General features: G+C 62.6%; 25 protein-coding genes. 7 read left to right on the forward strand and 18 right to left on the reverse strand.

Annotated features, from left to right (window positions below; all coding sequences use genetic code 11):
• Positions 1 to 258: 258 nt before the first annotated feature.
• Positions 259 to 648, reverse strand: coding sequence for a hypothetical protein (locus NLY42_RS27275; protein WP_023742331.1), 390 nt, complete (start codon positions 646 to 648; stop codon positions 259 to 261).
• A gap of 357 nt (positions 649 to 1,005) precedes the next feature.
• On the reverse strand, positions 1,006 to 1,509 hold the full coding sequence (locus NLY42_RS31850; protein WP_348528078.1) for a DinB family protein: 504 nt from the start codon (positions 1,507 to 1,509) through the stop codon (positions 1,006 to 1,008).
• 55 nt (positions 1,510 to 1,564) lie between these two features.
• Here NLY42_RS31850 and NLY42_RS31855 point away from each other — a divergent pair, with 55 nt between their 5' ends.
• Positions 1,565 to 1,780 (forward strand): hypothetical protein, encoded by a 216-nt coding sequence (locus NLY42_RS31855; RefSeq protein WP_023754719.1) that lies wholly within the window; start codon positions 1,565 to 1,567, stop codon positions 1,778 to 1,780.
• A 35-nt stretch (positions 1,781 to 1,815) separates the two neighbouring features.
• Complete coding sequence (locus NLY42_RS27285; protein WP_031202005.1) at positions 1,816 to 2,439, forward strand: TetR family transcriptional regulator; 624 nt, start codon at positions 1,816 to 1,818, stop codon at positions 2,437 to 2,439.
• Between the two features lie 97 nt (positions 2,440 to 2,536).
• On the opposite strand, the gene NLY42_RS27290 is transcribed toward NLY42_RS27285, so the two are convergent.
• From NLY42_RS27290 to NLY42_RS27310, 5 genes are all read right to left on the reverse strand, one after another.
• Entirely contained in the window at positions 2,537 to 2,983 is a 447-nt protein-coding gene (locus tag NLY42_RS27290; protein WP_023747898.1) for a hypothetical protein, read from the reverse strand.
• Between the two features lie 202 nt (positions 2,984 to 3,185).
• On the reverse strand, positions 3,186 to 3,608 hold the full coding sequence (locus NLY42_RS27295) for a VOC family protein (RefSeq protein ID WP_023747899.1): 423 nt from the start codon (positions 3,606 to 3,608) through the stop codon (positions 3,186 to 3,188).
• The gene (locus tag NLY42_RS27300; protein ID WP_084779765.1) at positions 3,596 to 4,090 is read right to left on the reverse strand and encodes a MarR family transcriptional regulator; all 495 of its coding nucleotides are present in this window, start codon (positions 4,088 to 4,090) and stop codon (positions 3,596 to 3,598) included. Before NLY42_RS27300 ends, NLY42_RS27295 begins: the two co-directional genes overlap by 13 nt.
• A gap of 256 nt (positions 4,091 to 4,346) precedes the next feature.
• The gene (locus NLY42_RS27305; protein WP_023747902.1) at positions 4,347 to 5,195 is read right to left on the reverse strand and encodes a 23S rRNA (adenine(2030)-N(6))-methyltransferase RlmJ; all 849 of its coding nucleotides are present in this window, start codon (positions 5,193 to 5,195) and stop codon (positions 4,347 to 4,349) included.
• A gap of 7 nt (positions 5,196 to 5,202) precedes the next feature.
• Positions 5,203 to 5,817: a hypothetical protein gene (locus NLY42_RS27310; protein ID WP_023754721.1), complete on the reverse strand. Its 615-nt coding sequence runs from the start codon at positions 5,815 to 5,817 to the stop codon at positions 5,203 to 5,205.
• Positions 5,818 to 5,999: 182 nt separating this feature from the next.
• On the opposite strand from NLY42_RS27310, the gene NLY42_RS27315 reads away from it, so the two are divergent.
• On the forward strand, positions 6,000 to 7,157 hold the full coding sequence (locus NLY42_RS27315; protein WP_031243043.1) for an ATP-grasp domain-containing protein: 1,158 nt from the start codon (positions 6,000 to 6,002) through the stop codon (positions 7,155 to 7,157).
• Between the two features lie 58 nt (positions 7,158 to 7,215).
• On the opposite strand, the gene NLY42_RS27320 is transcribed toward NLY42_RS27315, so the two are convergent.
• Genes NLY42_RS27320 through NLY42_RS27355 form a run of 8 tightly spaced genes read right to left on the reverse strand, consistent with a single transcriptional unit; the run spans position 7,216 to position 13,998 of the window.
• The gene (locus NLY42_RS27320) at positions 7,216 to 7,509 is read right to left on the reverse strand and encodes an addiction module antidote protein (protein ID WP_023672747.1); all 294 of its coding nucleotides are present in this window, start codon (positions 7,507 to 7,509) and stop codon (positions 7,216 to 7,218) included.
• A gap of 1 nt (position 7,510) precedes the next feature.
• Positions 7,511 to 7,798 (reverse strand): type II toxin-antitoxin system RelE/ParE family toxin, encoded by a 288-nt coding sequence (locus tag NLY42_RS27325; protein ID WP_023672746.1) that lies wholly within the window; start codon positions 7,796 to 7,798, stop codon positions 7,511 to 7,513.
• Between the two features lie 52 nt (positions 7,799 to 7,850).
• On the reverse strand, positions 7,851 to 8,855 hold the full coding sequence (locus NLY42_RS27330; RefSeq protein ID WP_023754722.1) for a Rieske 2Fe-2S domain-containing protein: 1,005 nt from the start codon (positions 8,853 to 8,855) through the stop codon (positions 7,851 to 7,853).
• Positions 8,852 to 9,985, reverse strand: a complete 1,134-nt coding sequence (locus tag NLY42_RS27335) for a GNAT family N-acetyltransferase (RefSeq protein ID WP_023756429.1) — start codon at positions 9,983 to 9,985, stop codon at positions 8,852 to 8,854. Before NLY42_RS27335 ends, NLY42_RS27330 begins: the two co-directional genes overlap by 4 nt.
• Positions 9,982 to 11,238, reverse strand: coding sequence for a F390 synthetase-related protein (locus tag NLY42_RS27340; protein ID WP_023754724.1), 1,257 nt, complete (start codon positions 11,236 to 11,238; stop codon positions 9,982 to 9,984). Before NLY42_RS27340 ends, NLY42_RS27335 begins: the two co-directional genes overlap by 4 nt.
• Positions 11,235 to 12,059, reverse strand: coding sequence for an MBL fold metallo-hydrolase (locus NLY42_RS27345; protein WP_023754725.1), 825 nt, complete (start codon positions 12,057 to 12,059; stop codon positions 11,235 to 11,237). Before NLY42_RS27345 ends, NLY42_RS27340 begins: the two co-directional genes overlap by 4 nt.
• Positions 12,056 to 13,060 carry an NAD-dependent epimerase/dehydratase family protein gene (locus tag NLY42_RS27350; protein WP_031203082.1) on the reverse strand — a complete coding sequence of 335 codons (1,005 nt, stop codon included), beginning with the start codon at positions 13,058 to 13,060 and terminating at the stop codon, positions 12,056 to 12,058. Before NLY42_RS27350 ends, NLY42_RS27345 begins: the two co-directional genes overlap by 4 nt.
• Positions 13,057 to 13,998, reverse strand: a complete 942-nt coding sequence (locus NLY42_RS27355; protein WP_245261185.1) for a 3-oxoacyl-[acyl-carrier-protein] synthase III C-terminal domain-containing protein — start codon at positions 13,996 to 13,998, stop codon at positions 13,057 to 13,059. The genes NLY42_RS27350 and NLY42_RS27355 overlap by 4 nt, the downstream gene beginning before the upstream one ends.
• A 201-nt stretch (positions 13,999 to 14,199) precedes the next feature.
• Here NLY42_RS27355 and NLY42_RS27360 point away from each other — a divergent pair, with 201 nt between their 5' ends.
• Complete coding sequence (locus NLY42_RS27360) at positions 14,200 to 14,796, forward strand: T6SS immunity protein Tdi1 domain-containing protein (protein WP_023693959.1); 597 nt, start codon at positions 14,200 to 14,202, stop codon at positions 14,794 to 14,796.
• Between the two features lie 6 nt (positions 14,797 to 14,802).
• Here NLY42_RS27360 and NLY42_RS27365 read toward each other — a convergent pair whose 3' ends face one another.
• The 3 genes from NLY42_RS27365 to NLY42_RS27375 are packed head-to-tail and all read right to left on the reverse strand — an operon-like array spanning position 14,803 to position 17,094.
• Positions 14,803 to 15,252: a DNA polymerase III subunit chi gene (locus NLY42_RS27365; RefSeq protein ID WP_023672739.1), complete on the reverse strand. Its 450-nt coding sequence runs from the start codon at positions 15,250 to 15,252 to the stop codon at positions 14,803 to 14,805.
• 8 nt (positions 15,253 to 15,260) lie between these two features.
• A complete protein-coding gene (locus NLY42_RS27370; RefSeq protein ID WP_023695590.1) occupies positions 15,261 to 16,751 on the reverse strand; it encodes a leucyl aminopeptidase in 1,491 nt (496 codons plus the stop codon).
• A 49-nt stretch (positions 16,752 to 16,800) separates the two neighbouring features.
• On the reverse strand, positions 16,801 to 17,094 hold the full coding sequence (locus tag NLY42_RS27375) for a hypothetical protein (protein WP_155923815.1): 294 nt from the start codon (positions 17,092 to 17,094) through the stop codon (positions 16,801 to 16,803).
• Between the two features lie 32 nt (positions 17,095 to 17,126).
• Here NLY42_RS27375 and lptF point away from each other — a divergent pair, with 32 nt between their 5' ends.
• From lptF to NLY42_RS27390, 3 genes are read left to right on the forward strand one after another with little or no spacing between them, the layout of a single operon-like run.
• Positions 17,127 to 18,326, forward strand: coding sequence for an LPS export ABC transporter permease LptF (gene lptF, locus NLY42_RS27380; RefSeq protein WP_023672737.1), 1,200 nt, complete (start codon positions 17,127 to 17,129; stop codon positions 18,324 to 18,326).
• A gap of 2 nt (positions 18,327 to 18,328) precedes the next feature.
• On the forward strand, positions 18,329 to 19,411 hold the full coding sequence (gene lptG / locus NLY42_RS27385; RefSeq protein ID WP_023695591.1) for an LPS export ABC transporter permease LptG: 1,083 nt from the start codon (positions 18,329 to 18,331) through the stop codon (positions 19,409 to 19,411).
• Positions 19,411 to 21,843, forward strand: a complete 2,433-nt coding sequence (locus NLY42_RS27390) for an LPS-assembly protein LptD (RefSeq protein ID WP_023754727.1) — start codon at positions 19,411 to 19,413, stop codon at positions 21,841 to 21,843. Before lptG ends, NLY42_RS27390 begins: the two co-directional genes overlap by 1 nt.
• Positions 21,844 to 21,908 lie beyond the last annotated feature (65 nt).

Here is a 21,908-nt window from a genome sequence, read left to right on the forward strand (position 1 = left end):
GGTCTAGAGCGCGTCGCCTGAACCCCATCGGATGCGACCGCCTTAGTGTTGGCCGATCTTCCCTGAGGGAGCAACTGCCAGAAGGGCAAAACCAGGCGGCCAATCCGCCGACAATGAAATCGCCAATGCATGTCTCACAGAAGTGGCGTCAATTTCGAGAGAACGACATGCATCAAAACAAGACCTAAATCACAACAAAAAAGCTCCCGGGAATCTGCCAGTCGGCAAAGTTCCCGGGAGCTTTGAGATGGTCCGCTGTTACTTCTTCTTGGCGGCTGGCTTTTTGGCCGGTGCAGCCTTCTTCACAGCTGCCGTCGACTTGGCGGCGGCGGCCTTCATCGGAGCCTTGGCGGCGGGTTTTGCCGCTGTCTTGGCTGCCGGCTTCTTGGCGGCGGGCTTGGCTGCTGCCTTCGCAGCAGGCTTCGCCACAGCCTTGGCGGCCGGCTTCTTGGCGGCGGGTTTCGCTGCTGCCTTGGCGGCGGGTTTTGCAACTGCCTTAGCTGCCGGCTTTGCCGCTGCCTTGGCGGCCGGCTTTGCCGCTGCCTTCGGTGCTGCCTTCTTTACTGCTGCAGGTTTCGCGGCAGCTTTCGGTGCCGCTTTCTTTGCCGGCGCTTTCGCCGCCGGCGCCTTCGTCGTGGTCTTTGCCATGCGATGCCCCTTGCGTTTGTGCCAATGGCCGTGAGTGACCCGGCGAGCTAATGCATATCTGACTCGTGCGTATCTAGCCAGCGAAGCATTACATAGAATTTCGCAAATTAAGTTTCGGTTACGCTGAGAGCATTATCGCAATGATCGGCACAGAAATCGGCAAAGACTCTTCCCGCTTCGCAGCGAACTGTTGCGAGAGAAATCTCTGATATCGAGACTCACACGATCTTTTCGTCAAGCTCACATTCTCTTGCAACGCCGTCGATCTCACGCGGTCATCGGCGACCTATCGGATGGCAACAATCATCGCACCGCAGAGGCTGATCTTGCTTCATCCCCACGGTTGCAGGAACAGCACTAAACTAAACACGAGCTTTTTGCTCGTATATCGAAAGTGGTTGGATGAAAGCCAGGAAAGACAGCACTTGAAGGACAGCCTGTTGTGTGTCGGACGTCTCCCAGACGAGAAGGGAGATCGCCAGCTTCGGCGCAAGAGATGCCCAACGGAAATGGGAAACGAAAGATAGGGGAATCCTCCTCCCGGGAAGCCGCGATCCCTTGGAAGCCAAGAGGTGCAGGCCCTAAACGCCAACCCGCTCGCGCACCTGCAGCCGGCGCGAAGGCTCGGCTTGGTGGAGGTGGACGGCAAACGTATCCCGGCGGCGCAATGCCGATCTGCATCAGGATCCGCCCGATCTCGCCGCGGTGATAGCCGCCATGCGTGACGACATGGGTCAGCATTTCCTGGCGTGACATCATCGCCCTGTCGCCGTCGGTGAAGGTGAAAGCACAGGCTCTGACATGAGCTTGGCGAGACGGCTCCGATATAGTCGAGATACCAACGATCCATCGCAGCGACATCAGCGCTCAATTCATCGAGTGCCGGTGTGTCCACGGTGTTGTCGGACGCATAGCCATGACGCGTGCCGGAAAGATGCGCGGCGAATATCTTCGATACGACGAGGTTGTGGTTGATGAGACGGGTCGCTGTGTGACGCTGATCGACATGCTCCTGCTGGTCGAGGCCCGCAAGCTTCTCCAGCAATTCACCATTCGCCCAGATTTGATAAACGTAGAGGCTGCGGAGCAAATCCAGCGCGTCCATGGTCTGTATCCTTTCCAAAAAATGTGAGTATGTTATCTATATTCTTGGCTGCTGGAGCAGACATGTCTACTCGCATTGCAAAGCCGCGCTCACGCATGCGCAAGCAGCCGCGCCAGGCGCGTTCGAGAGCGACGGTCGAGGCGCTCATCGAAGCCGGTGCTCATGTTCTGAGCGCGCTCGGCTGGGCCGGCTTCACCACCAACAAGGTGGCCGATGCGGCCGGCGTCAGCATCGGCTCGCTCTATCAATATTTTCCCGACAAGCTGTCGCTGGTCGAAGCAATTCGCCGGCGACATTTCGATCAGGTGCTGTCGGTGATCGCCGAATCAGCAGAAGGCGACAAGCCGCTCAAGCGATTCGCGCAGGAGCTGGTGCGCGGCATGATCGATGCGCACAGCATCCATCCGACGCTGCATCAGGTGCTGCTCGACGAGGCGCCGGGCGATCGCGGCTCACGCGCCGCCCATGCCTCGTTCCAGTCGCGCTATCTTGATCACTACACGGCGGCGGTGGCGCAATATCGCAGGCGCAGAAAGGACAATGAGACCGTGGCCCGGGTGCTGTCCTCAGCGGTCGAGGGCGTCATCCACAATGCCGCGCGGCGAGACATGCTCGACTTGCCGGAACTGCAGAAGCAGTTGGTCGAGCTGATCTGCGCTTACGTATCTGGTGGGAAGGCGATGTGAGGCAGCGGCAGCAGTTCGGAGATTGGCGAAACCGGAGCGACATCAGATCTCCCCCTTGCGGGGAGATAGCAGGTTCAACGGCGGTTCTTATCCGACCTTAGCGCAGGACGCGGCAGCGGCCGTTGTAGACCATCCAGCGGTCGAAGCCCGAGACGCAGAATTCGACATTGTCGCCGATCGAGGCAAAACCCTGGCCTTCCTCGATCAAGTACCAGATGGTGCGGGCGCGGCCATCGGAAAGGCTGACGGTGGCGCCGCAATAGCGGCGGCCGATCGGCCATTCTTCGCTGGCCGGGAGATAGCGATGCTGGTGGATGCGTTGGAAATCGGTGATCGAAACATCCGGCAGATGCGGCACGTGATGCACCTGGTAGGAGAAGCGGCTGGAGATCTTGCTTAGCACCCATGCCTCGCCGCAAACGCCGCTGTCCTCGTCGGAATAGACGGAAAGGTCGGCGGCCTGTGCTGGCTGGCCAAGGGATGCGGCCAGCGGCGTGCAAAGCGAAATCAGGGCAGCAAGAGCGGATTTGGCAAAGCGAGTCATGGCAGCCTCTCAAAGGTCGACTGCGCCCACTTTGCGGATTCGGCGGCGCGCGGTCAAGCGGTCGCCCTGACGATGGTTTCCCGCTCCGCAACCGGTTTTGCCGGTGCGAAGCTGCGAAACCACGTCCTGACCTTCGAAAAAGCTCGCCTTGCCCATTAGGAAAAGCGGCCTGCCCATGGCCGGCGGGCCGCCGAAACCCGGTTCAGCCTTGCTTGGCGTCGCCCTGCGGTATGGCGGCCGGGTCCATCCACATCGCTTCCCAGACGTGGCCGTCAGGATCGGCCAGGCTGCGATTGTACATGAAGCCATAATCCTGTTGGGCGTTGATGTCGGCGGCGCCGCCATTTTTCGCCGCCGCCTCGTTCATCGCATCGACCGCCGCGCGGCTGTCGCAGGACACGGCAAGCATGACCTCGCTCGAGGTGGCCGGTGGGATGGGGCGATCGGTGAACTGACGCCATTTGGCATGGGTGAGCAGCATGACGTTGATCATTTCGCTCAGCACCATGCAGGCTGCGGTGTCGTCGGTGAAGTGCGGGTTGTTGTCGAAACCGAGAGCTTTGTAGAAGGCCATCGACGCAGCGAGGTCGGCGACGGGCAAGTTGACGAAGATCATACGGGGCATAGGGTCTCCTTGACAGTACACAGTTGAAACCGGACCGGCGTTGCGCCGGACCATCCTCCGATGCCTTCTCTCAACGCACCGGTTTTGCTTTGCCGCGCAGCCTCTCGGTCTACGCCTTCTGCATCGCTTCGACCTCTTCGATGAAGCCGAGCAAAAACTGCATCTCGGCCGCCGAATATTCTCCAGCAATGCGGCGCCCGCCTCTGGATCGGATGGTAGCAGCGCCGGACGAGTTCCTCGGTCTTCTTGCCCGCCGCGACCATGAACTTGCGCCTGTCATCGGGATCCGGCTGACGGCTGACGAAGCCGCGCTTTTCCAGCCGGTCGATCAACGTCGTGACCGCCGCCGGCGTGAGATTTGTCTCCCTCGCTACGAGGTTTGCCGGCCCCGCCGGCCGTGATTGATCGCACCGAGACAGCGGCGCTCGGCAGCGCTCAGCACAAAGATTTCGGCGACGGCCCATCGAACGTTTCGACGGCATCCTGCCAGCGCGACATCGCGAAGCCTATCGCGTTGACCAGTTCCTCTTCTGTCGATCTTGGCATTCGATTCGAAATCTAATAATTAGATATCTATCTATCTGATTCTGGGATTAGCGTCAACGCCGAGCCGATTAGATGTGCATCTCCATGGTTTCGGTTCGTTGAACACAGCTGAGCATTCGCGGATGGCGCCACCGTCAAAACCTCTAGCGACTTTGTGTCTTTGCCGCGGGCGTCGCCCGCTGCGAAGCGTCGCTACTCCCCGGCCAGCCATTCCAGCGACCAGTGCGCCGGCTTTTCGACCGCCAGCAATCTGTGCAGGACCGGCAGCACGATGCGCAGTTCGCGCTCCAGCGTGAAGGGCGGGTTGACCACCACCATGCCGCTGCCGTCGAGGCTTGGTTCACGCGATGCCGGCCGGATCTCGAAGTCGATGTCGAGCAACTTTGGGACGCCGGATTGCTTGAGCGCCTTGCGGAAGGCGATGATCGCTTTGCGATCCTTGATCGGATACCACAGCGCGTAGATGCCACCCGGCCAGCGCTTGTGCGCTTTCTGCATGCCATCGACCAGGCGGTCGAATTCGCCGGCTTCCTCGAACGGCGGATCGATCAACACCAAGCCGCGCTTCTCCTTTGGCGGCAGATGCGCGCCAAGCGCCAGCCAGCCGTCGAGTTCGATCACCCTTGTCTGGAAATCGCCTGCAAACAGCGTCTTCAGCCTGGCAGCATCTGCGCCGTGCAGTTCGATCGCCGACAACCGGTCCTGCTTTCGCATGAGGTGCCTGGCGATCAGTGGCGAGCCCGGATATTTCTTCACCCCGCCATCGGGATTGAGCGAACGCACCGCTTCAAGATAGGGGGCAAGCAGCGCAGCCGCCGATTTTTCGATCGGGGCGTCGATCAAGCGGCCGATGCCGCCTTGCCATTCGCCGGTCTTTTGCGCTTCCGCCGATGACAGATCGTAGCGGCCAATGCCGGCATGAGTGTCGACGACACGGAAGGCCTTGTCCTTCTGCTTCAGATAGTCGAGCAGAAGGCTGAGCACGACATGCTTGACGACGTCGGCGAAATTGCCGGCGTGATAGGCGTGACGGTAGTTCATGCCGCGCTCATGTCGAGGAGCCTCTGCCCCAACGCGGCGGTGGCGGCTTCGAGTTCGGGTTCTCCGGCCGGCGACCGCCGAAAGCCAGAGTAAGCAGGAAGCCGATCAGGCCGACTGCCATCAGCCCATAGCCGACCGGCCGTGCGCGTTGATCGATCTCACCGGCGCCGGAGCGCAGTATCAGATCCACCGCGCGTAACGGGATATCGTCGGCGTCGCCCGGGCCGGCGGTGAAGAGATAGGCGCCGGGACTGACGGTTTCGATCACGCCGGCCTCGTCGCGAAAGATCTTGTCGGGCAGTTGTGGGCTGACCTGGCGCGGATTGTCGGCGTGGTTGAATTGCAGCGTCGAGGCAAGCACCGTGCGGCCGGCTGTGGCGGCAGTCAGCGTCAGCACAGTGCGCTGCTGCGAGACAATGCGCTCGGCCTTTGCCGTCAGGTCGACCAGCACTCTGACCGGCGCGTCGCCAGCTTTCAGCGTCACCGTCACAGGCCTAAACCGTCCCTGGTCGTAGACGCGCCAGGTGCCGATCTCGTGGCCGGAGAAATTGCTCATGGCCCAGGGATAGACGAAGCCAATGGCGGCGCCGGCAAGCAGTATCAGGACAAACAGAAAGCGCATTGAGGAGATCCGGGTGTTCGACAGATTGCCAATAACGCCCCGAAGGCCAAAAAGCGATGGCTGACGCAGCGGAGCCACCTTTGTGGAGTGCGTTGGCGGCACGCAAGCCATGTGGCACTTATGGCGAATGAAGCCTTCCGCAGAAGCATCGACTCGTCTTTTCCAACCGATGCCGGTGGCTCATGCCCAATAGCACCGTGCTGATCACCGGCGCCCGCGCGCCGGTGGCGCTGCACCTGGCGCGGCTGCTGCATGGCGCCGGTCGCCGGGTGATCCTGGCCGACAGCCCGGCCCGGCCGATCGCCGCAGCGAGCACGGCCTGCGCCGCCTACCATCGCCTGCCGCCGCCGCGCTTTGCCGCCGACGCCTATGCCAAGGCGGTGGAAGCGCTTGTCCGCGCGGAAGGCATCGAACTCGTTATCCCGACCTGCGAGGAAGTCTTTTATCTCGGTCGTCTCTGGCAGCACCGCGCCATGCCGGCCCGCCTCTTCGCACCCGAGATGGCGATGCTCGCCCGCGTTCACGACAAGCATGCCTTCATCCGGCTGGCGCAGAGCCTTGGGCTCGACGTGCCGGAAACGATACTGCTGCAAAGCGAGGCCGATCTCGACGGCGTTCGTGGCCAATCGCGCGAATTGGTGTTCAAACCTGTGTGGTCACGTTTTGCCCGTGACGTACTGCTGCGGCCATCGCCGGACGAACTCGACGCCGTCCGCCCCTCGCCCGCCGCTCCTTGGGTGGCGCAGCGCTACATCGCCGGTGAAGAGATCAGCGCCTATGCGGTGGCGATCGAGGGTGAACTCAAAGCGCTGGCGCTCTACCGTTCGCTCTATCGCGCCGGCAAGGGCGCCGGCATCTGTTTCGAGCCGGTCGAGGATATCGCGGCGCGGCGCTTCGTCGAAACCTTCGTCGCCGGCGCCGGCTGGACCGGCCAGATATCCTTCGACCTGATGCGCGAGAACAACGGCAGGGTGCTGCCACTGGAGTGCAATCCGCGCGCCGTGAGCGGCCTGCACTTCTTTCGCGATCCGCGGCGCTTCGCCGACGCGGTCCTGGAGGATGGCGCCGAGGTGAAGCCCGACGTGACGGCGCCGCAGACGGTGAGGCTGGCGATGTGGATCTACGGGATGCCGGCGGCACTGCGCTCCGGTGGTCTCGGCAGCTTTCGCCAGGCGATGCACGATGCCGATGAGCTGCTCGACTGGCCGGGCGACCCCGCGCCGAAGCGGGCGCAGTGGCGCACGCTGGCCGAGATCGCCGGCACAGCACTGCGCCAGCGCATCAGCCTTCAGGCCGCGTCGACGCGCGATATCGAGTGGAATGGGCCGGAGCAGGACTAGTCGAGTTGAAGCGGAACTTCCCGTTTTCAGCTGAGTGCGTAAGTCCTGCTAAGGTTGCCTAAACGGGATTAACTGGCTTTGCGGACAATTGCAGGCCAAGCGCCTTGGTTACGCCCAGCAATGTACTGAGGCGCGGATCGCCCTTTTCGCTCAGCGCCTTGTAGAGTGCCTCTCGGGTCACGCCGGCGTCCTTCGCTATGCTTGTCATGCCGCGGGCGCGCGCGACAATGCCGAGGGCGTGCGCAATATAAGTCGCGTCCCCGGTCTCGAACGCATCAGCGAGCAGTTCGGCTTGAGACTCAGCATCATCAAGATATTCGGCGGCGTCGAATGGTGTGGTTCTGAGGGTCATATCAAACTTCCTTTGCCATTTTCCTGGCTTTTCCGATGTCCCTGTCCTGCGAGCCTTTGTCACCGCCGCAGAGCAGGATAATGACCGTGTTGCCGCGCCGGACGAAGTACACGCGGTATCCCGGACCGTAATCTACGCGCAATTCTCCTATGCCATCGAAGAACTTGGCATCTCCCAACAGCCCAGCCTGAACGCGGACAATCCGTTGGGTGATCTTCTTTACGGCGCGAATGTCCGTGAGCCCTCTGAGCCATTTTCGGAATTCGTCAGTGGATCGAACTTCGATCATCCGTGAACTATAATTTACAGCAGAACTGGAATCAAGTGCCGTGAACTTTAGATTACAACTCGATTTGGTGCACCCGCGGCTCTGCCGCCGCCGGTGGCATCTTGCCGTCGATGATCGCCGCTATGTCGCGGCGCAGGAAATCCAGCGGGCCGATCGCCGGCTGAACCTGCGGCGATATACGGGCGTTGTCGCTGGCCGATTTCAGCACATGGCGATCCTGCTGCAGGGCAAAGGCAAAGAGCGGCCGGAAAGCAAGCGCCTTGAGTTCGCCGAACAGGCCCTGTCGCGGGCCGATCAGCCAGCCGACGCCTTCGACGGTCCGTTCGTCCGCCTGACGCAAATGGAAAGTGGTCGCCAGCGCCAAGCCGCCCTTGCCCCAATATTCGAGTTCGACGATGCCGGGATGGCGGTAGCGGCCGATGGTCTTGGCGCGCTCGCCTTCCAGCAGCCGGCTGACCAGCCCCTGTTGGCGGTCCTCGCCGGTGTAGCAGCTTTCGACCCAGCCCTTGCCGCCGGTCACCTCGACGCGCACGAGGTGGCGCTTTGCGGTCAGGCCGCGCAGCACCCCCTTGTGGGTGAAGTGGGTATGGGTGGCGTCGAGAATGTTCTCGGCGGCGTCGAGCACCGTCGATTGCGCCGAGCTGCGCACCCGCTTGATGACGACATCCTTGCCTTGCATGCAATGGAGATAGGGCTCGCCCTGGGGCGTGCCTGCCGAGACGAAGACGACGCCGTCGCGCTCGATCGCGCTGTAGCGGCGGACACGGTAATGCGGGACGTCGCCGACATGGCCGGGAATGGCGGTGCAGCGCCCTTCCCCATTGTAGCGCCAGCCATGATAGGGACATTCGATCTCGCCACCGACGACCTTGCCGGTCGAGAGTTCGACCAGGCGGTGAGCGCAGCGGTCGAAGAGGGCTGCAATCCCCTGCGCCGAGCGGAACAGCACCAGCGGCGTGCCATCGAACAGGATGCGTTTTGGCTTGGCTTTGATATCGGCAGACCGCACTACCGCCTGCCAATAGTCTTTGTCTTTTTGCTGCCGGGCTTCGCTCAAAGTTCAAATCTCCTGAGCAGAGGAATGCCGATCTTCGCGAGCACAAATTCCATGATACGCACTGCCGCGCGCTGGCGGCGCGGCAGATGGGCAGCATAGACGGCGTTGTATTCCACCGTCGCCACGGCGCCGCGCAAGCGTTTGAAGGCGGCGGCACCGGCGCTCATGTTGAAGAACAGGCCGTGCGTCGTCGCATGATCCTGAGCCAGCGCCATCATCATGCGGTAAAGGCCTTCGCTCACCGGGAGGCCGGTGTCGTAGCCGACGATGGGCTGCGTCAGTGTCCTGCCGTTCTGAGACAAAGCGGCGACGGCGACCAGTTCACCGCCGGGACGACGCAGGCCTGCCAGTTGCAGGATGCCGCGACGGTGCGTCTCGCCGATATAGCGGGCGGTGTAGTGCGGGTTGAGCGGCGTGTATTTGTCGAGATAGAGCATCCGGTAGAGCGCTTCGGCGCGCGCATAGTCGGCCTCGGTGAAGTCCCCATTGCCGACCCGCTCGAACGGCGTCGTGCGCAGCCGCTTGCGGTCGCGCTTCATGTCGTTGGTCATGGCCGAACCGCGGCCGGCGAAGATGTAGATTTGCCGCGCCGCCAGCATTCGAAAACCCTCCGCCTTCAGCGCTGCGATTGTCGAGGGATCGGCGATCTCGTTCAGGGAGCGGATGAGAACAGCGCGATCGGGAAAACGCGCGGTGAGATCGTCGCGCATCGCCGCGACCGCGTTGCGATCGAGCAGCGGCACCGGATTGGTCGAATAGAGCCAGTTGTTGACCTGAACCTGATGGTCGAGGCCGCTCATCCTGACCAGCGGCGCGCACAGGCCGATCAGCATCCGCATCGTTTTTTGCAGCAAGGGCGAGGAGACGAAATTGCGGGTCTCGTCGATGGCATAGTCGATATAGGCGCTGGACGGGCAGCAGATGTAGCAGTTCGGCGCTTCGCTTCTGTCGTTCAGCGTCAGCGGAAAGGAGTGGCCGGCGATCTCGAAGGTTTCGACAGCCACTGTCAGATTGCGCACGAGGTCGCGCACCGGCACCTCGTTGAAAAGCTGAACGAAGGCTTCGACCTCACGCGGGTTGTTTTCTACCCGGTTCGTCTGATCGAGTGGCAACATAGCGAGCCGGTTCATGATGCCGCTCCCAGGTGGCATTCGACCCGACGCAGTTTGCGGCCGGTCTCCAACGGCAGGTCCCTGCGAACAAGGCTGACCGAAGCTGTCGCCTGGCGCGCCGCCAGCAAATTGCGCACGGCCTGATGGGCGGCGGTGGCGGCTTCGTCGGCAAGCCCGGGGGCCAGGCTGAGTTCGATTGCATCTTCAGCGGTCTGGACCAGGCGGAAATCGTCGATGCGCCGGTCGGCGTTGAGCACCGCATTGCGTAGTATGTCGGGCGTGACGAGGAGCTGCCCGTGCGGCGAGGCGAGCCGGAAAGCGTCGTCCATGCGGCCGACGATCTCGTCCAGCGTGCGCAGCGGCGAGCCGCAGCGGCACGGTGTTTCGGAGAGCCGCAACAGATCGTTCATCCGGTAGCGCGCCATGATCTGGGTCCGGCGGCGAAAGGCGGTGATCAGGGGCATGACCAGGCCGTCGCCGGCCGGTTCGAACTCGAAGAACACCGAATCCTCGGCCAGATGCAGCCCGCCCTGGCGGCAGGTGACGGCGAACAGCCCTTCGGTCGCCATGTAGATCTGGTCGAGCTGACGACCAAAGAATGCCTCGATGACCGGCCGGTCAACCGGGTCGAGCGTTTCGGCGGCGCTGAAGACACGCTGCGGCTTGAGCCGAAAGCCCTCGGCCGCGAAGTGCCGCAGTATCTTCGGTGGCGCGATGATCACCGTCGGCGCGAAATCTTCGAGAGCGCCGCGCCAGCTCTCCGGACCGCGCGTCAGATCGAAGAAGCGCAGGTCGATACGCCGCGATTTGCGCGCGCTGTCGTAGAGCCCGGTGTTCTGCGGCAGGATCACCGCAACGCGCTGCCGGCGCCAGAGCAGATCGGGCACTGCTTTGGCCAGGATGGTGCCCAGCCAGCGGTATTTTTCCGCTTTGGAAATGATGAACAGGCCACGATTGCCCGACGTGCCGGTGCTGGCGCCGACTGTCAGTTCACCAATGCGGCCATCGCCTGCCTGCGCCTTCCAGGCCTCGGCGGCCGAGACGCCGCGGATGTTGAAGCGCTCGAAATTGCCCATCAGCGTCGCCTTGTCGGTCACCGGCAGATCGCCGAGATGACGCGGCGTCTTGCCGTAGAACGGCGCGCGCGGCAGGTCGCGGTCGAGAAAGCGGCGCAAGGCATGACCTTGCCAGCGTTCGAAATTCTCACGGCTCTTGCGCGAGAGCCATTGCGTCAACACAAACGAACGGGCCGCTTCGGCCGGCCCGTTCACGCGCTCTCTCCGGCCACATCGTAGGCCGTCACCGCCGGATCATGACAAAGAACAACCTCGCCGCCGGTCGCCAGAAACCGACGCAACATTACGCTGGTCGGCTCGATCGCGGCGGCATCCTCGGCCAGCAGGGTTGCAGGCAGACCGGGAGTTCGGTTTTCGACAAGGGCCGCGATCAACCATTGCGCGTCGACAGCATAGAGCAGCGGCCGCTCCTGATTTGGGAACAAAAGGCCGAACTGGCCATCGGCATGGCCGGGCAGACCGACGGCGACGACGCTGCCATCGCCGAACAGATCGGCGCCGCCCGGTACGCCGCCACGCGACTCGACCTGCCGCTTCGACGATAGCCCGTCGAGTCGGGCCTCGAAGTCAGACGGGAACAGTTCCTTGAAGACGCCATGGCGCAGATTCTGCAGGGACGTCTTGGCCTTCGCCCGCGCCCACGCGGTGTCATTGGCGATAAGCCGAGCGTTGGGAAACAGCGACAGGCCCGACATGTGGTCGGCATGGAAATGCGTGACAATGACGGTGCGCACGTCCTGCGGCGAGAGGCCGAAGCGCGCCAGTACCGCGAGCGGCTGCTCGGCTTCGTTGAGCTGGGGCCGGAGGATCGCACTGTAAAGACGCAACGCCGTGCTGCGCTCGCTGCCTTGTGTCACATGCGGCGTGTAGCCGGTATCGACCAGTACGGGGCCGGCCTGCGGATGCATGATCAGGCCGTAGCGGACACGTAGCCTGACCTTCGCCCAGCTGCCGCCGCGCAGGATCAGGCGCTCGGCTGCGCTGACAGAGGCGCTGTTGGGGAAGACGATCTTCACGCAGCCTCCCTGCTTTCCGTCGCCTTGCCGAATGTGCGATCGAGCCCTTCCTCGAACGACACTTTCGGCGCCCAGCCGAGGATGCGGCCTGCCTTGGAAAGATCAAGGCTCTGCGCATAGGCGAACAGGCCAAGACCGTAGCGCGTCACCGGCGGTTCCGGGCGGCCGGGCAATATGTTCGCTACCGTCTCCGCTATCCCGGCCGCCAGCATGGCGGGCCAGAGCGGCATTCTGCGCCAGCGCGGCTGCACGCCGGCGCGGGCGCAGGCCGCCTCGGCAATGCGGCGGACCGGCACCACTTCGCCGCCGGAGATGTTGAATATCTGTCCCTCGGCAGCGCTCCCGGCGGACAGCGCGGCAAAGACCGCATCGACGACATCCTCTATATAAGTGAGATCGATGCGCGCCCTGCCGTCGCGAAACAGCGGCAGCGGGCGCTGCCGTGCCACCTGCAGCAGACGCGGCAGCAGCGTGCGATCGCCGGGACCGTAGAGGCCGCGCGGCCGCAGCACCACCGGGCTGATCTCAGGCGCCGCCAGCACGATCTCCTCGGCCTGCCGCTTGGTGCGGGCATAGTGGTTGACCGGAGGGGGCAAGGCCGCATTCTCGGAAACTCCGAGCTGGTCGCGATAGGCGAAACAGACCGTCGGGCTGGAGATATGGACGAAGCGGCGCACGCCTTGCCCGCGCGCGAAATCGCTGAGGTTGCGGGTAGCTGTGACATTTGCCGTCTGGAAATCCGCCAACCTGCCGAAGGGCGCGGAAAGTGCCGCGCAGTGGATGATCGCATCGACGCCGTCGAGAGCGCGCGCGGCAGCTGCATCGAATGGTTGAGACAAATCCAGCCGAACGACCCGATGACCAGCGGCTTCGAGCGCGGCGCAGCGTTTGGCGTCCCTGCCAAGACCCAGCGCCGGTGTGCCCACTGCCGCCAGCCGCGCCATGATATGCGCGCCGAGGAAGCCGCTGGCGCCGGTGACGAGGACGCGTCCCACGGTCATGCTTCCAGCGCCATGCCGCCGAACGACACGCCGGCCGAGGTGCCGAGGAACAGCACCTTGGCGCCCGGCCCAATGCGTTGTTCGCGGCGTGCGACATCGAGCGCAAACGGGATGGAAGCGGCGATCTGATTGCCGTAGCGCGCCGCGATGTCGACGAGCTTTTCCCTGGCGAAGCCGGTCTGGCGCGCCATGTGGGCGAGCGCCAAAGGGCTCGCCTGATGCGGCACGACGAGGTCGACATCGTCGTGCCGCCAGCCGGCGCGATCGAGCAACTCCGCTACAAAGCCGTTGAAATGGCGTGACGTGACGCGAAACAGTTCCTTACCCTCCATGTGGAACAGGCTGTGGCGGGCGAATTCCTCAGGCTCACGATGAAAGTCGAACCGGGTGCCGCCGGAGCCGATGCTGCAGGCCTCATAGGCGGAAGGGTAGGTGCGCATCAGGTTGGCCGCGACTCGACCCTCGGCAGGGGCTGCCTGTTGCAGCACGGCGGCCGCCGCGCCATCGCCGAAGAGGGCCGCAATTTCCGGCTGGTCCTGCCACGGCAGCGCGCGCGAGGCGATTTCAGACGAGAACACCAGCGCCGTCCGGCATTGCCCGGCCTCGATCAGGCGCGACGCGGTCTCGAAGGCTGTGAGGAACCCCAGGCAGGTGCTGTTGACGTCGAAAGCGGCCGCCGACCCATCGGCAAGGCCGAGGCGCTGCATGACCAGCGGCGCCGTCGACGGCAACGGCTGGTAAGGCACGCCGCAACCGCCGATGACCAGATCGACACTGCCTGCCTCAAGTTCGGCATCGGCAAGCGCCAGACGGGCTGCGGCACAAGCAAGGTCGACCTGCGATTCGGCGTCGCAGACATAGCGTTCGATGACGCCGGTCGCGGCCTCGAAATGTCCATCGCCAAACCCCAGCCGCGCATCGAGGGCGCGCGACGTCACGCATCGAGCCGGCACGGCCCGCCCGGTTCCGATGATCCTGATCCGCATTCTCAGCCCGCCCAATGAGCCTGCATCCAGTCAATCCATAAAACGGATCCAATGTGATGGCCATCATCAAGACGAATGCGTGGGAACTATGGAGCCTTCAGTGGATTGCGGCTAGAATCTCTCGCAAGTATAAAGACCCGTACGGGGGCGATTATGGCCAGATCTTTTTTCCGCTTTATTTCTTCAATTTTTGGCGCGTCCGACGCCAGACAGGAAGGAAAAGCCGAGGCCAACAGAGCCAATACAGGGGGCTTGATCAGAGCCGAATGGCCCCATGACTATCAGTTCCTCTTTATCGAACCACCTGCGAACGAAGTCGCGGAAGCGTTGGACGGCTGGAAGTGGATCGGACTGGATGGCCTTGAACCAGCTGCGGTGTCAGCTTTCGGCGACATATTTTTCCGTGCCGGCGACGGGTCGGTTCGTCATCTCGATATGCTCGACGGGAAATTGACCAGAATTGCGGGTCATTGGGCGGAATTTCAGGCCGACTTGCAGAATGAAGCGCGCCGCGACGAGTTGCTGCTGGCGGGCCTTGTCGTTGCCGCCCGAAAGAACCGACTGATTCCGGCAGCCGGCCAATGCTATGATTTCAAGAAGCCGCCGGTGCTTGGCGGCGAAATGAGTCTGCGAGAGATGGAAACGACGTTTTTCGTTGTGAAGGTGCATATCGCCGGCCAAATCCATCGGCAGGTGAAAGATCTCCCGCAGGGCGCGAAGATAAACAAGGTTACGATCAGCGACCGATAACGCGACTTACGCCTTGCGCTCCCAGCGACGGTCGGGCGTCTGCTGCCAGTAGGTGACAGCGTGGCCCGCTTCTTTCAACACCTTCCAATGCGTCCGCGCCCCTTCGACCTGGGCCGCGTCATGGCCGTCGAACAGGAACACGGCGCGTTCGTAGCCGGCGAGATCGGCGGGTGCGGCGCCATCGACGAGGAAGCGTATCTGCGCCTGGTTGGGGTTGGCGTCGCTCGTGGTGAGCAGGATTGGCTGTTCGGCCGGATGGGCTTCACGGTCGGTCGCGTGCGCGAGGAACGAATCGTCCCTGAATGTCCACAGATGCAGGTCGAGCGCATCGCGCCGCTCCTCGGTCCCTGTCTGCACCACGGCGCGCCAGCCGCGATCGACGCTGCGCTCGAGCAGGCCGGGAAGCGCATCCTCCAGCGTCGATTCGGTCAGGTGGTAGAACAGGACATCGGCCATTCCCTGCCTTATCCCTCGTAATTGTCGCGCACCAGCCGGTCGAGCAGCCTGACGCCGAAACCCGAGCCCCAGGACTGGTTGATCTCGCTCGGCGGAGAGCCCATCGCGGTGCCGGCGATGTCGAGATGCGCCCACGGCGTTTCCTTGACGAAGCGCTGCAGGAACTGCGCGGCGATGATGGCGCCGCCATAGCGGCCGCCGATGTTCTTCATGTCGGCGTTCTTGGAATCGATCAGCTTGTCGTATTCGGGCCCAAGCGGCATGCGCCACAGCCGCTCCTGACTCGCCTGGCCGGCCGCCGTCAACCTGTCCGAAAGTTCGTCATTGTTGGAGAACAGGCCGGCATAATGCTGGCCGAGCGCGACCATGATGGCGCCGGTCAGCGTCGCCAGATTGACCATGAATTTCGGCTGGAAGCGGTCGTTGCAATACCACAGCGCGTCGGCCAGAACGAGGCGTCCTTCGGCATCGGTGTTGAGCACCTCGATGGTCTGACCCGACATCGAGGTGACGATGTCGCCGGGGCGCTGGGCATGGCCGTCGACGGCATTTTCCACCAGCCCGACGATGCCGACGACATTGGCCTTGGCCTTTCGCGCGGCCAGCGCCTGGATGAGCCCGATGACGGCCGCGGCACCGCCCATGTCGCCCTTCATGTCTTCCATGCCGGAGGCCGGCTTCATAGAATTGCCGCCGGTGTCGAAGGTGACGCCCTTGCCGACGAAGGCGACCGGTGCGTCCTTGGCCTTGCCGCCCTTCCATTGCATGACAGCCATCCGGGCGCCGCGCGGCGAACCCTGCGCGACACCGAGGAGCGAGCCCATGCCGAGCTTCTTCATTTCCTTCTCGGTGAGGATCTCGACCTCGACGCCGAGCGCTTCCAGTTCCTTGGCGCGGGCGGCGAATTCGATCGGGCCGAGCGTATTGGCCGGTTCGTTGACAAGGTCGCGCGCCAGAAGCACGCCGTCGATGACCGCAACCTCGTCGGCGAAGGCCTTTTTCGCCGCGGCAGGATCGGCGGTGTGGATGGTCACCTTGACCGGTTTCTTCGGCTCGGCATCGTCCTTGTCTTTCCTGGTCTTGTATTTGTCGAAGGAGTAGCTGCGAAGAATGATGCCGGCGGCAAGGTTCGCCGCTTGCCTGCCGCCAATCTTTGCGCCCGGCACATCGAGGATGACGGCCACCTCCGCTGCCTTGCGCAGGGACGCGGCGATGGTGCCGCCAAGCTTCAGCCAGGCAAAGTCATCGAGGCCGGCGACCTTGCCGGCGCCGACCGCCACCAGTCGGTCGAGCGATGTTCCCTGCGGCGCCAGCACTTCGACGACACCGGCGAATTTTCCGGAAAACTCCGCCACCGGAAACGCCCGCGCCAGCGTTCCTGAGGGGTCGCAGGCCTTTGCCGGTTCGCCAAGACCACCATCGTCGGCCGCCAGCACGATGATGCTGCCCTTTTTGGGTGCGGCAAATTTGGCGAAGGCGATCAATGGTCTCAAAGTCATCAGGTCCTGCTTTCGGGAAACGGCTCAGATTTTCAGGAAAAATGCATTCTCAGGGAAGATGCGCGACATTTGGTCGTTTTCCTTGATTTGGCAAGACTTTGCCGGAATCAGGGATCATATGCGCAGCGGAATCGATAACGATTCGTCGCGGCACGGCTCCGCTTTCCTGCCGCAACCTGTTGTTAACCATCGATGTTCTCCCTTTCTTATTCATTGCCGCCGACACTCCGGCCTGCGGAACGGGCGATGTGGGACGGAGAATCGGATCGAACCGCCTGAAAGAAATGGCCAAACGCACCCAGTTGTACAGCCGCAGCCGGACGACTACCTTGTCGGCGGGCATGATGCCGTTCGGCAAATCGAGAAAAGCCTTACATGAAGGTCGTTGAACGCTACATCATGCGTCGCGCACTGGCGGTGTTTCTCGCTGCGCTGATCTGGACGCTGGCCATTGTCTGGACGACGCAGGTGCTTGCCCGCATCGACCTGGTCACCGACAGTGGCCAATCGGCGCTCACTTTTTTCGAGGTCGCGGGCCTCATCATCCCCACCATCATCCCGATCGTGGTGCCATTCGCCCTGGTGGTGGCGGTGGCCCAGACGCTCAGCGTCATGAACTCCGATTCGGAATTGGCCGTCATCAACGCCGCCGGCGCCTCGCGCTGGACGATTGTGCGGCCGGTCCTGCTGATCGCGCTGGCGGCCAGCGTCTTTTCCTTCGCGGTCGACAATGGCGTCGAACCCTATGCCAGGCAGAAGAACCGCCAGCTGATAGCATCCTCGCGCGCCGATCTCTTGTCGCTGATCATCCAGGAAGGCACGTTCCGCAAGATCGACGACGGGCTGTTCCTGCAGATAGGCGAGCGGCTGCCGGACAACCGGCTCGGCGGCATCTTCGTGGCCGATTCGCGCGAGGAAGGCGCCAATCTGATCTATTATGCCAAGAGCGGCAGCGTCGTCGAAAAGGGTGACGAGAAGGTGCTGATGATGAATGACGGCGTCATTCATCGCAAGACGCTGACCGGCGACCTGTCGGTCATCCGCTTCACGTCCTACGCCTTCGACCTTTCCGCCTTCATGTCGGCGGCGAACGATATCATGCTCCTGCCCAAGGACCGAACGACGCAATACCTGCTCAACCCGGATCCGAACGACAAGATCTTCCAGCGCAGGCCCGGCGCCTACAAGGCCGAGCTCGACCAGCGCTTTTCCGAATGGTCCTATTCGCTGGTGTTCGCGCTGATCGCGCTGGCCGTGGCAGGCGATGCGCGCTCACACCGCGAGGCGCGCATCCACCCGCTGATCACAGCCATCGCCATTGCGCTGTTCGTGCGCTGGCTGGGCTTCTTTGCCGCCGGCAAGGCCGACAAGATCCCGCAATACGCCTATATGGTCTATGGCGTGCCGGTCATCGCCTCGGCGGTCGCCATCTGGTTCATCGTCACCTCGCGAAGCATGGAACTGCCCGGCAGTTGGGCCGACTGGATGACGAATTTCGCCGGCCGCGTCAGCGATGGCTGGACGGCGCTCAAGCTGCGCCTCAATCGGCGCTACACATCCGGCCAGGGAGCCTGACGATGGGCTGGACCCTGGGCCGCTACTTCTTCTTTCGCTACGTGTCGATCACGATCTGGTTCTTCATCGGCCTTCTGGCGCTGGTGTTCCTGATCGACTTCACCGAGCTGTCCGGCCGCATCACCGGCCTGCCGGGCTTCACCTACGGCACGGCGGTCGCGATCTCGGCGCTGAGGATGCCGATGATCATGCTGCAGACGGTGCCGTTCGTCGGCCTGTTCTCGGCGATGGCGACGCTGGTGTCGCTCAACCGAAAATACGAGCTGGTGATTGCGCGCTCGGCCGGAGTGTCGGCCTGGCAGTTTCTGTTGCCCTGCTGCATCGGTGCGCTGTTATTCGGCATATTGTCGGTCGGCGTGCTCAATCCGATCGCCGCGCATGGCTTCTCATGGTCGGAGCAGATGGAAAACCAGCTGCGATCCGGCAATTCGAACGCGGTGGCGGCCGATGCCACGCCGTGGATCCGCCAGAAAACCAACTCCGGCGATACCATCATCGGCGCCCGCGCCATCCTGAACCAGGGCCTGGAAATGGCCGACACCGTGTTCTTCGTCCTCGATCCGCAGGGCAATATCGTCGAGCGCAAGGACGCGGCGCGGGCCTTTCTGCGCGACGGCTACTGGGAATTGCAGGACGTCAAGGTGTTCAAGGACGGCAACATCCGTTCCGAAACGACCGACCAGTTGCCGACCAACCTCAAGCCGGAATTCGTGCAGGAACGGCTGGCGCGCCCCGAAACCATCCCGTTTTACGACCTTCCCGGCAAGATTGAGGTTGCCCGCTCCTTCGGCCTCAAGGCAAATGCCTTCGCCATGCAGTTCGATTCGCTGGTGGCGTTACCGTTCCTGCTTGTGGCCATGACGCTGATTGCGGCAACAGTTTCAATGCGATTTGCGAGGATGGGGCAGTCGGCAACGATGATTCTGGGTGGCGTCCTCGCCGGCTTTCTGCTTTATGTCGTTTCGGTATTGGTCAAGGCATTCGGCGTGGCGGGATTCGTGCCCACAGCCGTGGCTGCATGGGTTCCGGTTGTCGTGGCTATGTTCTTTGGGGTGACATTCCTGCTATACAAGGAAGACGGCTAGTGAGGGAGGCGGCTTTGCGCAGCCATAGGCAGGCCGGTTTGGCGCGCCTCTATTCGGCGAGCGCCTTGGCATGCCTGCTCGCCTGTGGCGTGCTGACGGCCCCTGCGCTGGCGCAGGACGTCACCGACGTGGCAACGAAGGTTCCCTCCGGCTCCCAGATGCTGCTGGCGGCCGACACGCTCGTCTATAACAATGACAACCAGACGGTCACCGCCATCGGCGGCGTCCAGATCGACTATGGCGGCAACAAGCTCGTCGCCCAGCGCGTCGTCTATGATCGAAACACCAAGCGGCTGGTTGCCAGCGGCAATGTGGAGATCGTCAACAGCGACGGCACCAAGATCAACTCGCAGCATATCGATATTACCGACGATTTCGCTGACGGTTTCGTCAATGCGCTGCGCGTCGAAACGCCCGAAAAAGCCTATTTCGCCGCCGAAAGCGCCGAGCGCATGGGCGGCGTGCTGACAACGTTCCACAACGGCGTCTATACGGCCTGCGAGCCTTGCGAAGACAAGCCGGACAAGGCGCCGACCTGGCGGATCAAAGCCAGGAAGATCATCTGGAACGGCGAAAAGAAAACGGTTCGCTTCGAGAACGCGAATTTCGAATTCTTCGGTTTCCCGCTGGCTTATCTGCCGGCGTTCGAGATCGCCGACCCGACGGTCAAGCGCAAAAGTGGCTTCCTGATCCCCAGCATCGGCTACAACAATCGTCTCGGCGTCGGCGTCAAAGTCCCCTACTACTTCGCTTTGTCGCCGACCTACGACCTCACCGTTACCGGCAGCGGCTACACCAAGCAGGGTTTCCTCGGCGAGGCCGAGTGGCGCCAGCGCTTCAACAATGGCCAATACACGCTGAAGCTTGCCGGAATCAACCAGCAGGACCCTGGCGCTTTCCGTGATTTCGCGGCTTTCCCCGGCGGCTACAATGTCAATTCGGGGCCAGCAGGCGATCCGAACAAGTTCCGCGGCATGATGGGCACCAAGGGCCAGTTCGCCATCAATCCGCGCTGGGACTTCGGCTGGGATATCCTGCTTCAGACCGACAAGAATTTTTCGCGTACCTATACGATCGAAGGCTACAACGACGCCGTGCATCAATCGTCGGTCTACCTGACCGGCCTAAACGACCGCAACTATTTCGATGTGCGCGCCATGCGCTTCCAGGTTCAGGAGAACACACCGGACGGCAACGTCGCATCGCGCAGCGACAAGCAGCCCTGGGTGTTGCCGTCGCTCGATTATGCCTACATCCCCGACATGTCGGTGGCCGGCGGCCAGCTGTCGTTCAACGTCAATGCGCGCATCATCCGCCGCGACGATCTCGATCAGGCCTATTTTACCCCCTATGTGCCGGGCTCAGGCGTCCAGCGCGTGCGCGGCATCGAGGGCGACTCCGGTCGCCTCACCGCCGAGGCCGAATGGAAGCGTACCTTCACCACGGACGGCGGATTGCAGTTGACGCCCCTTCTGGCTCTGCAGGGCGACGTCGACTATCTCAACGCTTCTTCGGCTTCGCTGACTGCGGTAAACCAGATGGCAACGAATGTCGGTGCCTCCGACGACATGCGGTCCTCCTTCGCCCGGTACATGGCGACCGCCGGACTTGAAATGCGCTGGCCGGTGCTGTTTTCGATGGCCGGCTCCAGCCATATCGTCGAGCCGATGGCGCAGGTCTTCATGCGCCCGAACGAGCAGTATGTCGGCGGGCTCGCCGTTCCCAACGAGGACGCACAGAGCTTCGTCTTCGATGCCACGACGCTGTTCGAGCGCGACAAGTTCTCCGGCTACGACCGCGTCGAAGGCGGCAGCCGCGCCAATGTCGGGTTCCGCTATTCGGGCGCCTATGACAATGGCTGGGGCACCAACGCCATCTTTGGCCAATCCTACCAGCTGGGCGGGCGCAACTCGTTCGATTCACCGGATCTGGTCAATGCGGGCGCCGATTCCGGCCTGGAGACTTCAACCTCCGACTATGTCGGCCTTGTCGGCTTCAGCAGCCCGAGCGGCTTCTCCGGTTCGCTCAGCGGCCGCTTCGACGAGCAGACCTTCGAAGTTCGCCGTGCCGAGGTGAAGGCCGCCTATTCCGGGCTGCCGGTTTCGCTGAGCGCCAAATACGCCTTCATCCAGGCGCAGCCGCTCTATGGTTTCACCACCGATCGCCACGAAGTCACGCTCGGCGCCTCGACGCACCTGGCCGAAAACTGGCGCGTCTTCGGCACCGGCACCTACGACCTGCAACAAAGCGTGCTGGTCAAGGACGGCGTCGGCTTTGCCTACAATGATTCCTGCTTCACCTACCTGATGACGTACTCGGAATCACGCGACATCAACACCAAGGAAGTGTCGCAGAATGTCGGCTTCAACCTGTCGTTCCGCACGCTCGGCGATTTCGGCTCGTCCCAAAGCTCGATCGACTCCATCCAGTAGAGCCGGCTGACGACATCGTTTTGCCGCATAAAGCGGGCACGGATTTCACCAATATCGGGCTGGAA

It is taken from the genome of Mesorhizobium sp. C372A (genome assembly GCF_030323245.1).
Lineage (GTDB): Bacteria > Pseudomonadota > Alphaproteobacteria > Rhizobiales > Rhizobiaceae > Mesorhizobium.

What these genes read in the sequence shown, in the direction of transcription:
- NLY42_RS27320 (WP_023672747.1), bottom strand. Translation starts at nt 7,509, where the DNA reads ATGACCCTCAGAACCACACCATTCGACGCCGCCGAATATCTTGATGAT.
- NLY42_RS27350 (WP_031203082.1), bottom strand. Translation starts at nt 13,060, where the DNA reads ATGACCGTGGGACGCGTCCTCGTCACCGGCGCCAGCGGCTTCCTCGGC.
- NLY42_RS27305 (WP_023747902.1), bottom strand. Translation starts at nt 5,195, where the DNA reads ATGAACTACCGTCACGCCTATCACGCCGGCAATTTCGCCGACGTCGTC.
- NLY42_RS27315 (WP_031243043.1), top strand. Translation starts at nt 6,000, where the DNA reads ATGCCCAATAGCACCGTGCTGATCACCGGCGCCCGCGCGCCGGTGGCG.
- NLY42_RS27325 (WP_023672746.1), bottom strand. Translation starts at nt 7,798, where the DNA reads ATGATCGAAGTTCGATCCACTGACGAATTCCGAAAATGGCTCAGAGGG.
- lptF (WP_023672737.1), top strand. Translation starts at nt 17,127, where the DNA reads ATGAAGGTCGTTGAACGCTACATCATGCGTCGCGCACTGGCGGTGTTT.
- NLY42_RS27275 (WP_023742331.1), bottom strand. Translation starts at nt 648, where the DNA reads ATGGCAAAGACCACGACGAAGGCGCCGGCGGCGAAAGCGCCGGCAAAG.
- NLY42_RS27365 (WP_023672739.1), bottom strand. Translation starts at nt 15,252, where the DNA reads ATGGCCGATGTCCTGTTCTACCACCTGACCGAATCGACGCTGGAGGAT.
- NLY42_RS27295 (WP_023747899.1), bottom strand. Translation starts at nt 3,608, where the DNA reads ATGCCCCGTATGATCTTCGTCAACTTGCCCGTCGCCGACCTCGCTGCG.
- NLY42_RS31855 (WP_023754719.1), top strand. Translation starts at nt 1,565, where the DNA reads ATGACGCGTGCCGGAAAGATGCGCGGCGAATATCTTCGATACGACGAG.
- NLY42_RS31850 (WP_348528078.1), bottom strand. Translation starts at nt 1,509, where the DNA reads ATGTCGCTGCGATGGATCGTTGGTATCTCGACTATATCGGAGCCGTCT.
- NLY42_RS27300 (WP_084779765.1), bottom strand. Translation starts at nt 4,090, where the DNA reads ATGCCGTCGAAACGTTCGATGGGCCGTCGCCGAAATCTTTGTGCTGAG.
- lptG (WP_023695591.1), top strand. Translation starts at nt 18,329, where the DNA reads ATGGGCTGGACCCTGGGCCGCTACTTCTTCTTTCGCTACGTGTCGATC.
- NLY42_RS27375 (WP_155923815.1), bottom strand. Translation starts at nt 17,094, where the DNA reads ATGCCCGCCGACAAGGTAGTCGTCCGGCTGCGGCTGTACAACTGGGTG.
- NLY42_RS27310 (WP_023754721.1), bottom strand. Translation starts at nt 5,817, where the DNA reads ATGCGCTTTCTGTTTGTCCTGATACTGCTTGCCGGCGCCGCCATTGGC.
- NLY42_RS27335 (WP_023756429.1), bottom strand. Translation starts at nt 9,985, where the DNA reads ATGAACCGGCTCGCTATGTTGCCACTCGATCAGACGAACCGGGTAGAA.
- NLY42_RS27285 (WP_031202005.1), top strand. Translation starts at nt 1,816, where the DNA reads ATGTCTACTCGCATTGCAAAGCCGCGCTCACGCATGCGCAAGCAGCCG.
- NLY42_RS27360 (WP_023693959.1), top strand. Translation starts at nt 14,200, where the DNA reads ATGGCCAGATCTTTTTTCCGCTTTATTTCTTCAATTTTTGGCGCGTCC.
- NLY42_RS27370 (WP_023695590.1), bottom strand. Translation starts at nt 16,751, where the DNA reads ATGACTTTGAGACCATTGATCGCCTTCGCCAAATTTGCCGCACCCAAA.
- NLY42_RS27290 (WP_023747898.1), bottom strand. Translation starts at nt 2,983, where the DNA reads ATGACTCGCTTTGCCAAATCCGCTCTTGCTGCCCTGATTTCGCTTTGC.